We start from the raw sequence: 10,445 nt of genomic DNA on the forward strand, positions 1-10,445 counted from the left end.
TATAGATAATATAGATAATATAGATAATATAGATAATATAGATAATATAGATAATATAGATAATATAGATAATATAGATAATATAGATAATATAGCTGCTTATTGGTTTAGTCATACTTGGAATCGGATAACTCATAATTTTGAGGTCAGGATCTATAAAATAGGGCCAACAGCAAATGGAACTGTGACGAAGAAAGAAATCGGTGCCACTATTTTGTCATATAATAACCATAATAATTGGGCAGAAGAAAATCCAGTATTTTTAAATGCCTTTAACATTACTACAGTAGGCAAAAATAGTAATCAAGACAATCACCATAATCATATTTAGCCTAATAATGGAAATAATGACATGGTTCATAACACCAACATCAATAATAATAATTTTTAATCTAGTATAAAAGGTTATTAAAGTATATGTGTAGTAAGTTATTCTTGTTATAGTGTTTTATATTTTTTAATGCTTGCCTAAATTATAAAATAAAAATTTTTTATATTGAAATATTAAGTAAATTATGTGTGATTTATTATTATGTTGATAATAATGAATATATTAAGCCAGTAATATAAAGCAAATAAGCTGTTTTTCCTTAAATAATATCTTGCTGTGGTAGCTAGCTATTTATGTTTCATCGCAAGTTGTAAAATTTAATGTTATTTAATTTAATGAAGTTTTAATTAATAAATTAAATTATATGATGTTTGTTTCTATTTATTTATTAGTAAATCTAGTTATAGCTTTAAATAATCATCATTTGAAATCTATTTTAATAAGGAACATGTTATGAAAAAATTATCTTTAATTATGCTGCTTACTTATACTTTTGGTTATACCACATCTGTATTTGCTCAATGTATAGAGATTGGTGGACAGATAAAGGTTAATGGCAGAGATATTATTGTGACAGATGATATGCCTGTAGGTACATTATTAGATACATTCACGACCGATTCAATTAAAACTTATCAGTGTTCTAACGTAAAAAATATGACTACTGGTGGAAGAGCATATGGTGAATTCGCTACAGATATTGATGGTATGAGAGTATATAAGACAAATATTGCCGGGATTGGTTATGCATTGGGTATTAATTCAATGTGTGGAAAAATGCTTTTTCCGTCAAAGGGCTGGATTAATAATTTAGATGCTACGTCTACTTGCTGGACTAGTGGACGCTGGGATCCGATAACACACAAATTTGCTATAAGAATTTATAAAATAGGCCCGACAGGCAATGGCGAAGTTGCTATGAGAAGGGTTGGAGCAAGCAATCTTTTCTACGATGATACAAAAAGCTGGGCAAAAGAAAATTTGGTTTTCTTAAATTCTTTTAAGGTTACGACAATTGGTAATAACAATAGCGGCGGCCAAGGTAGTAACAATGGTGGTGGACAAGCTAATAACAATAGCGGCGGCCAAGGTAGTAACAATGGTGGTGGACAAGCTAATAACAATAGCGGTGGCCATGGTAGTAACAATGGTGGTGAGCAAGGTAATAATAACTGGAATGGGCAGGATAATAGGAATAGAGGTAGCCAGGGTAATAACAATGGTGGTGGACAGGGAGGTAACCAGAATAATAATAACTCCGTTTGGCCTAATGGCGATTTAAATAACAACTCTGTTTGGCCTAACGGTAGTGTAAATAATAATGTAAATAATAACTCGCATAGAAATGATCACAATTAAAAAGGCAATAATTGAATTTGCTCGTTTATATGTTTATAAATTTTTATATTTGAAACGATAGTTTTTCTTTATAGGTAGAATTTATTATGGTAATTCTGCCTATATTATACCTATTGTAAACTGATAAATAGATTTAATAATTCTTAAAGTTATCTAAATTTTTATTGTATTGACTATGTTACATAATGTTTATGTCTGAGTATGTGAGCCATTTTATTTCGGTTTGCTCTTTGAAATATTAAAAATAAAGTTACTTAATTGAACTATTACTTATAGTGATAATTATAATTGAATTTTATTTTTAATCTGTGAACATTAATTAGCATTTTGTGCTGTTTATTAAAAAGTAACAAAATGTATTTTTTTATTAGAATATATTTTTTTATTCTTTGTCGAATTAATCAAAAATAATAATTATTGCTTAATATAAAAAATTACAGACAATTCCGATAGTTATCATTTATTTTATTTTTCTATTAATAATATCAAAAAGTTAAACTGTTTAGAAAGTTATATTATTGAATATATTATTAATTTATTTTATTAACAAATGATGGGAATTGTATTTTTCTACTAGCAAAAACGATTTTGTAAATTACTGAAAATGTAAAATTTATCTTAGATATTAAATTGTTATGGTCAATTACTGTGTTATAAAAGAAAAATATTTTGCTAATTTTAATGAGTATTTTGTTATTTATAAGTGAAATTTTAAAAAATATAGGTGTAATAAACTAAATCCATTGATTTTGTTGGGTTATATGGTTGTTGTTAAATAGTTTTATGGGATTTAATATTAATGAATAAAATAAACATTTATTTCTTTTTTATTCAGTATGATTGATATTGACGACTGAAAATTGCATAATTCAAAAAACTTACAGATAGTGATTTAGCATTCATTAACTGTAAGTATTTTTTTATCGATAAATTTATTTAAAACTATATTTATCAAAACCACTTTAATAGCAAATATAAAATAAGGTGTTTATTTACAGCTACTGTGTTTTCACCTATTTATTCTTATTTAATAAAATTAAATATTACCGTTAAGAAATTATTTCATAATAGTATATTTTATTTTTTATAAATAATACTAGATTGAAGTTGTATTAATAATATTGAGGTATTTATGAAATTCCCATTAGTGCTGCTAGTTATTAGTGTTATTCCTGTTGCTGTTAATGCTGCTCCGACAATTACTTTCCAAGGTGAAGTAAGTGCACAAACATGTGAAACCGAGGTTAATAAAGAGACTAATTCGATAGTCCTTTTAAATAATGTTTCTGTAGCTCAGTTATCAGGTGCAGGTAGTAAAGCAGGTTTAACACCATTTACGGTCACAATAAAAAATTGCACGGCTCCTACAACTGATCTGCAAGTAAATACAAAATTTCTAGGTCATAATGTAACTACTGCGGGTAATTTAGCTAATCTCATCGCGCCTGCAGATAATGGGGCAGAGAATGTTGCAATTCAGATTACTACCAATGAAAGTGGGACAACGCCGGTGGTATTAAATGGTGTGACTCGTGTTCCAGGTTTAGTACTTAAAAAAGATGAAACGACAGCTTCTCATACATTTGGGGTGCAATATATTTCTGAAAATGGTAATGCAAAGGCCGGCCAGGTAAAAGCCATGGTTGAGTATACTGTAGGTTATTTATAATTTCTGCTGATCGTTTTATTTTAAGCTGAAAATAGCAATGTTTTCAGCAATTATTAATTTTAGAGAAATTATTAATTACTAATTATTTAATAAATATAACTTTGTCACTGATGTTTATTGACTATAAAGGTAATGATTATTTGGATTTTAAAATGAGTAATATATTAATTTCATTTATAGCTATTATCACACTGTTTTTTACTAGTTTAATGCCTTATGGCTATGCGAGTGTGGTAATGACAGGAACGCGCATTATTTATTATGAAGGAATGAAAGATAAAACCATACAATTATCTAATAATGATATTCATCCGAATATTATTCAAGTTTGGTTGGAGAATAGTGATAAAAATTCAACCACTGAAATGACAGAAACGCCTTTTATTGTTAATCCGCAAATTTTTCGGATAGAAGCTAAATCAGGACAAATAATACGATTAATGTGGGTAGATGATAACCTTCCTAAGGATAGGGAGTCTCTTTTTTATTTTAACTTTAGCCAGGTTCCGGCTTTTAATGAACAACAGCATCAGGCTAATAAATTAGTATTATTATTTAATACACGAATAAAAATTTTTTATCGGCCTAAAAATCTATTAGGTGATATAAATCAACTAGCGGATAAACTAATATTTAGACAGAATAATGAGCAAATAATTGTTGAAAACCCTACCGGATATTATGCCGTTGTTCACTCTGCAACATTAATTTCCAATAGCCAGTCATTTAAATTAGCTGATTCTATTATGTTATCACCTAAAACAACGACACAATGGAAATTACCAAGAGCCATAAACCGTAACGCAAAAAATACTATACGCCTTACTCTATTAAACGATTATGGTGTGGATGTTGTTACTGAATTACCTTTATCAGCTCAATAATAATCAAAGATAAATATATTTTATTTTGCTATTTTATTTGTTAGTAGGAAATTAAGTATGAATTGCCCTATTGGATTACTAATGATTTATAAGTCTATATTAATAGGGCGAATGGTATTTTGTCATTTCAGGCCGGTAAGGTATGTATTATTATTAACATTTATTCCTAGCTTAGTTTATTCAACAAATGAGACTTATACTTTTGATCCAACCTTATTTCGTGGTGGGGCAGTGAGCCCGACAATGTTAGCTCAATTTAATCAGGCTAATTCAATCATTCCTGGTAAATATAAAGTTGATATTTATATTAATAATCATTTTTTTCAATCTAAAGAAATAACTTTTATTGAAAATAAAAATCACACAGTCGGCCCATGTTTTAATTTAGAGACGATCAAGCAAGCAGATATAATAGTAAAATCAACTAATAAAATATCTGATCAAAATTGTATTTTTTTGCCTGAATATATTGCTGGTAGTAGAGTCAAATTAACTTTGTCAGATTTACGACTTGACTTAACCATCCCTGACGATGGATTACAGAATATTCCAAGAGGTTATATTGATCCTAATTTATTGGATGCTGGGAGTTCTATTCTTTTTCTTAACTATATTGGAAATTATTATCATATTAATAATGATAACAATGTCAAAGATCAAGATACTGCTTATCTCTCTTTTAATGGCGACATGAATTTTGGTATATGGCAATATCGGCAACAATCGAATTACACTTATTCGCGACAGTCTGGTGCTAAATGGAATAATATCCGTAGCTATTTGCAACGGCCTCTTCCCGTTATCACTGGGATGCTGTCATTAGGTCAACTTGTTACCCAAGGAAAATTCTTTTCTGGTTTGAATTTTAATGGGCTAGCCCTTGCTAGTGATGAGCGGACTTTACCTGATTCTTTGCGTGGTTATGCACCGGTTGTACAAGGGGTTGCTAATACAACAGCAACCGTTACTATTAAACAAAATGGTAATCAAATTTATCAAAAAACAGTTTCACCGGGTGCTTTTTCGATTACCGATCTCTACCCTACCAGTTATAACGGTGATCTTGATGTGGAAATTAGCGAGGCAGACGGCTCAGTCCGTCGTTTTAGTGTGCCATTTTCAGCGGTTCCTGAATCGCTTCGTCCCGGTAGTTATCGTTATAATTTTTCTGTTGGGCGAACACGTAATATTGGCCAAGATTCGGTTTTTGCAGATGCTATTTATCAGTATGGTTTGAGTAATAGTTTCTCTGTTAGTTCAGGTTTGCGGATTGCTGATAAATATCAGGCGATTATGCTAGGTGGTGTATATGGCAGTCGATTTGGTGCACTAGGGTTTAATACCACTTATTCTAATTCAGTCGTTCTTATCGATCATCAATCTGCTGATCGTTCTGAACGCCTTCAAGGTTGGATGGCTAATCTGTCTTATAGCCGCACTTTTAATATCACCAATACCACAATTTCATTGGCTGGTTATCGTTATTCGACAGACGGTTATCGTGAACTTTCAGATGTTTTAGGCATCCGTGAAGCCATTACTCGTGGCACACCATGGAGTTCTTCCACTTATAGACAACTTAATCGGCTTGAACTGACCCTAAGTCAGCAATTAGGTGAATTTGGTAATCTATTTCTTTCCGGTTCAATTCAAAATTATCGTGATAACCGACCACGCGATAGTCAGTTGCAATTAGGTTACAATAAAGCGTTTGATAATGGTTTAACAATGAATGTTGTCGTTGCTAGGCAGCAGTTGGCCGAATCAAGTGAACATTCAGGCAAAGAAGAGACCTCGACCTCCGTTTCTTTCTCTTTTCCATTGGGTAGCCAATATTCTAGTTATACGCCGACAGTAAGTAGTAGCTATACCCATGGTGGAAATATCGGTGATCAATATCAAGTAATGTTGTCAGGAACAGCAAATGAACAACAAAACCTAAATTATAGTGTTGGCGCTAGTTATGTAAGGCAGTATAACCAATCTACCGTTAATGGTAGCTTACAGAAACGTTTTTCTAATACTAATTTGAGTATTAATGCCTCTAAGGGCAAAAACTATTGGCAGATTGGCGCTAATGCTCAGGGTGCTTTAGCGCTTCATAGTGGCGGGCTCACTTTTGGCCCCTATCTAGGAGATACTTTTGCTTTAGTTGAAGCTAAGGGCGCATCGGGTGCAGCTGTATTGAATGCACAAGGAACGATAATCGATGACAATGGTTACGCATTAGTCCCATCGATAACCCCCTATCGTTACAATAAAATTATTCTCGATCCACAAGGAATGGCGGAAAATTTTGAATTAAACGAGAATGAAAAACAAGTTGCCCCGTATGCTGGCGCTGCAGTTAAAGTCATGTTTAAAACTCGCGCAGGTTATGCCTTATTGATAAAAGCACAGCTAGCTGATCATTCTCTTTTGCCGATTGGTAGGGAAGTTTTTGACCAAGAAAATAATGTGATTGGCATGGTGGGTCAAAATAATCAAATGTATGTCAGAACTGAACAAGCTTCAGGTACGTTACTATTAAAATGGGGAGAAACGATCTCTGAACGCTGTTATCTAGATTACTCGCGTACGGGTCAGGCATTAGCTAAACAGCCTATTACAAAATTAACGGCTATGTGCGTTCAACGCTAACCCGCAAGTGGAGAGAGATAATGAAATATACCTCTGATTGGTTAAGAACAAGTTTATTAATCATAACCCTTTTTACCATATCGTTCGCTGTGAGCGCAAATTGTAGAATAACGGGTGTTTCTCAGACTGAAGATAATCGTTCAGCCCAGATGCTCTTTGGGCGGGTTAATCTAACGGATACTTATTTTCAGCCGGTTGGTTCTTTACTTGCTTCTATCGTTGTGCCACCAACCGCTTATACTTTTGGTGGCGCTAATGCCTCTTCGGTATTATGGATCTGTGATGAGGCTGATCTGCCTCAGCTTTATTTTCTGGTAGCAACCAATGGTGATGATAGAGTCGGTGGATTTCATGAAACCGGCCTTATTGATGGATTGCCTGGTGTATATGCATCTTGGCTTGCTTATGTTGGTATAAAACAAACCATGGCTGGTGTTGTGGTGCAACGTAGTTGGAAAAGGGTTCCGCTTACAACTTATTTACTGGTTGAAGGAAGCCAACCAGGAAAAGGTAAAATACATATTCGATTACAAGATATCCCGCCAATGCAAGTGGAGCTCTATCGTGTTAGTACAATTCCACCCAATAATGCGGCTTCAAATTATTGTGCTGGGCTAGGTACACGCGGATTAGGTTATGCCAGTGCAACAGGTACAAATTATCAATGTACTCAGCCTAATGCTTATATTCAATTTGTTGGACCGGGAATTGTACATGACAATGAAGGCGAAGATTCCGCCTATAATTTTCGTTTTTGGGGAGTAGATAATGGTTTTGGCTATGGTTTGCGTCAGTCTATTACACTGAGTAACAACGCTACTTGTGTGGCGAGAAATGCGACACCATTAGTGCTTTTTCCAACTATTTCTAGCCAAGAGTTATTGGTAGGTGGTACCAGAGAAGCTGATATCTCTGTCCAAATCGAATGTAGTGATGATGTGAACTCAGGTACGACAGGCGGGCAAACAGCGATTGGTATTCAGGTGTCACCCGGTGCTTATCGCGCTGCACAAGGATTAAATTTAATTAATTCCCAAGGTGGTGTAATGGCGCTAGTTTCAGATAATTATGGCGTTGATCCTACATTAGCAACCGGAGTGGGTATTACCTTACGTAATAGCGTTACACAACAACCGATGGTATTTGTATCTCAACCCGGTATTACTGGTATAGGCCCAAGTGGAGAAAATGCCGGTTGGTATCCTGTGCTTAGAGATGCTAAAAATTTGGGGCCTTCCGTTTCTGGTTATACACATTACTTACACTCATACACAGCGGTATTGCAGCAATTGCCAGGTCAAGTTATTAAACCAGGAAAAATATATGCTACAGCATATGTATTAGTAAAAGTACAATGAAGCGATTAACGATTGTTGTAGCATACTTATCACTATTTTGGCTGATAACCGGAAAAGCCGGCATCATGGCCAATATGACCCGAGTAATTTACCATCAGGGTGATAAAGAACGTTCTGTATTGTTAGCTAATACTAATAGCTATCCGGTTATTGTCCAAAATTGGGTTGATCATGGTGAAGCTAATCCACAGACAGAAACACCTTTTGTGGTACTTGCTCCGATTTTTCATCTACCGGCGCAAAAGATCCAAGCTATTAGGATTATTTATAATGGTGATCATTTGCCGGCTGATAGAGAGTCAGTTTTTTGGTTAAATTTGTATGAAATACCGCCTAATTTGCATGATCAAGCGCTAAATCAGGATAATCCTAAAGTAAGCTTGGCCATGAATACTCAATTAAAATTATTTTACCGCCCAACAACATTGGCTGATTTTCCTGCCAAGTTAGCAGATAAAATTACCTTCAAACTGCAACAAAAAGGCGAAGAATGGGTATTAGTCTGCAAAAATCCATTACCTTTTCATATTTCTTTCTCACAAATCTTTTTTGAGAGTCCGCATAAGCGCTATTTAATTAAACGACAGATGGATATGATGATCCCGCCATTCTCAGAGCGTATATATCATTTTGAACAATCCTTTTCTCAGCAGGCAGGACGGATAGTTTTTTCCTATCTGAATGACGCAGGTTTTTCTATGCGAGAAGTAGCCATTTTTCAAACACCTTAGTTTGCTTGCCTATATCAATAGTTAAAAACTATAAATCTAAACTTTACTTTGGGTAATTACCTATTATTTAACAAAAGAATATCTTGTATTTGCTTGCTGTTGTTTGGGTATCATTGGTTGATTAGTTTGTTCCTGTTGCGGAACAATATAATTGAGGCCTAATATTTCACTGGTGTATCGACGGATCTGATTAAGTAATGTTGGATTTTGTTCTAAATGCTGGCCATAGGATGGAATGATTTCATGTAATTTGGCATTCCACTGATTTTTTACTCTATCGGGAAATACTCTCTCTAGTAAATTTAACATAATATAAGGGGAGGTTGATGCGCCGGGGGATGCGCCAAGCAAACCAAAGACGGTTTTATCATTAGAGATAAAAGTTTCCGTACCAAACTGTAACGTAACGGGTTTATTTTTGGCATTCTTTATGATTTGTACTCGTTGACCGGCGATAACTAATTTCCAATCTTCTTTTTTGGCGTTGGGATAATATTCTAGCAAAGACTGATAACGTTCTTCATCATTTAACATTAATTGACTGACTAAATATCTCACTAAATCTAAGTGCTTGATGCCAATAGCAATGATGGAAATTATATTACTATCATTGGTAGCAGCAAAAAGATCGAGTTGGCTACCATATTTGAGAAATTTATTTGAGTAAGTGGCAAAAGGGCCAAATAGCACATATTTTTTACCCTCTAAATAGCGCGTATCAATATGAGGAACTGACATAGGGGGAGCGCCAAGTGCCGGTTTTCCATAAACTTTTGCGGTATGTCTATCGATCACCTCAGGATTATCGGTAACCAGGAATTCACCACCGACCGGAAATCCGGCATACTGTTTTGCTTCTTGCAGCCCTGTGTATTGTAATAATTTAATCGTTGCACCACCTGCACCAATAAAGACTAAACGTGTTTTTATGTGACTCTCTTCACCGGTTGTGTGATTTTTAAAACCGACACTCCAAGTGCCATCATCATTACGACTAATTGCGTTCACTTCGGTTCTAGTTTGTAATTTGAAGTTTGGATGTTTAAGCAGATTGGCAACTAACTGACGAGTTATTTCACCATAGTTTACATCAGCGCCAATATCCATACGCGTTGCTGCAACAGGTTGTTTTTCATCTCTCCCTTCTATGATTAATGGTGCCCACGATTTAATTTCGTCCGCTGAGGTAGAATATTTCATGCCATAAAACATAGGGTTTTTGATCATAGTTGCATAGCGTTTTGCTAAGAAATTAACGTCATCTTTTCCCCACACAAAGGCAATATGTGGAACAGGATTTATAAAAGTTTGAGATTGGTGAAGAACGCGATGTTTTAGTTGATAAGCCCAGAATTGTTTAGAAATTTCGAATTGATTGGCAATTTCTATCGCTTGAGTGATATCGATTTGCCCATTTTTTTCTGGCGTATAGTTCATGGTTAGGAATCTCAATCAATACAGTAAGGCATTAAT

8 protein-coding genes are annotated in these 10,445 nt (G+C 34.3%); 7 read left to right on the plus strand and 1 reads right to left on the minus strand.

The features are described from left to right. The 7 genes from G468_RS24215 to G468_RS0114440 all read left to right on the plus strand — a co-directional run. On the plus strand, positions 1-331 hold a 331-nt coding region (locus G468_RS24215), incomplete at its 5' end, for a hypothetical protein (protein WP_034250092.1). A 453-nt stretch (positions 332-784) separates the two neighbouring features. Beyond that, a complete protein-coding gene (locus tag G468_RS0114415) occupies positions 785-1,690 on the plus strand; it encodes a hypothetical protein (protein ID WP_026823689.1) in 906 nt (301 codons plus the stop codon). 1,132 nt (positions 1,691-2,822) lie between these two features. Continuing rightward, complete coding sequence (locus tag G468_RS0114420; RefSeq protein WP_026823690.1) at positions 2,823-3,359, plus strand: fimbrial protein; 537 nt, start codon at positions 2,823-2,825, stop codon at positions 3,357-3,359. A 152-nt stretch (positions 3,360-3,511) separates the two neighbouring features. Continuing rightward, on the plus strand, positions 3,512-4,243 hold the full coding sequence (locus G468_RS0114425; RefSeq protein ID WP_026823691.1) for a fimbrial biogenesis chaperone: 732 nt from the start codon (positions 3,512-3,514) through the stop codon (positions 4,241-4,243). Between the two features lie 57 nt (positions 4,244-4,300). After that, a complete protein-coding gene (locus tag G468_RS0114430; RefSeq protein WP_135678109.1) occupies positions 4,301-6,883 on the plus strand; it encodes a fimbria/pilus outer membrane usher protein in 2,583 nt (860 codons plus the stop codon). A gap of 20 nt (positions 6,884-6,903) precedes the next feature. Next, the gene (locus G468_RS0114435) at positions 6,904-8,241 is read left to right on the plus strand and encodes a fimbrial protein (RefSeq protein WP_026823693.1); all 1,338 of its coding nucleotides are present in this window, start codon (positions 6,904-6,906) and stop codon (positions 8,239-8,241) included. Continuing rightward, positions 8,238-8,972 carry a fimbrial biogenesis chaperone gene (locus G468_RS0114440; RefSeq protein ID WP_026823694.1) on the plus strand — a complete coding sequence of 245 codons (735 nt, stop codon included), beginning with the start codon at positions 8,238-8,240 and terminating at the stop codon, positions 8,970-8,972. Before G468_RS0114435 ends, G468_RS0114440 begins: the two co-directional genes overlap by 4 nt. A gap of 63 nt (positions 8,973-9,035) precedes the next feature. Here G468_RS0114440 and G468_RS21235 read toward each other — a convergent pair whose 3' ends face one another. Then, positions 9,036-10,409 carry a malate:quinone oxidoreductase gene (locus tag G468_RS21235; protein ID WP_051297130.1) on the minus strand — a complete coding sequence of 458 codons (1,374 nt, stop codon included), beginning with the start codon at positions 10,407-10,409 and terminating at the stop codon, positions 9,036-9,038. Positions 10,410-10,445 lie beyond the last annotated feature (36 nt).

This window comes from Arsenophonus nasoniae DSM 15247 (assembly GCF_000429565.1).
Taxonomy (GTDB): Bacteria; Pseudomonadota; Gammaproteobacteria; order Enterobacterales; family Enterobacteriaceae; genus Arsenophonus; species Arsenophonus nasoniae.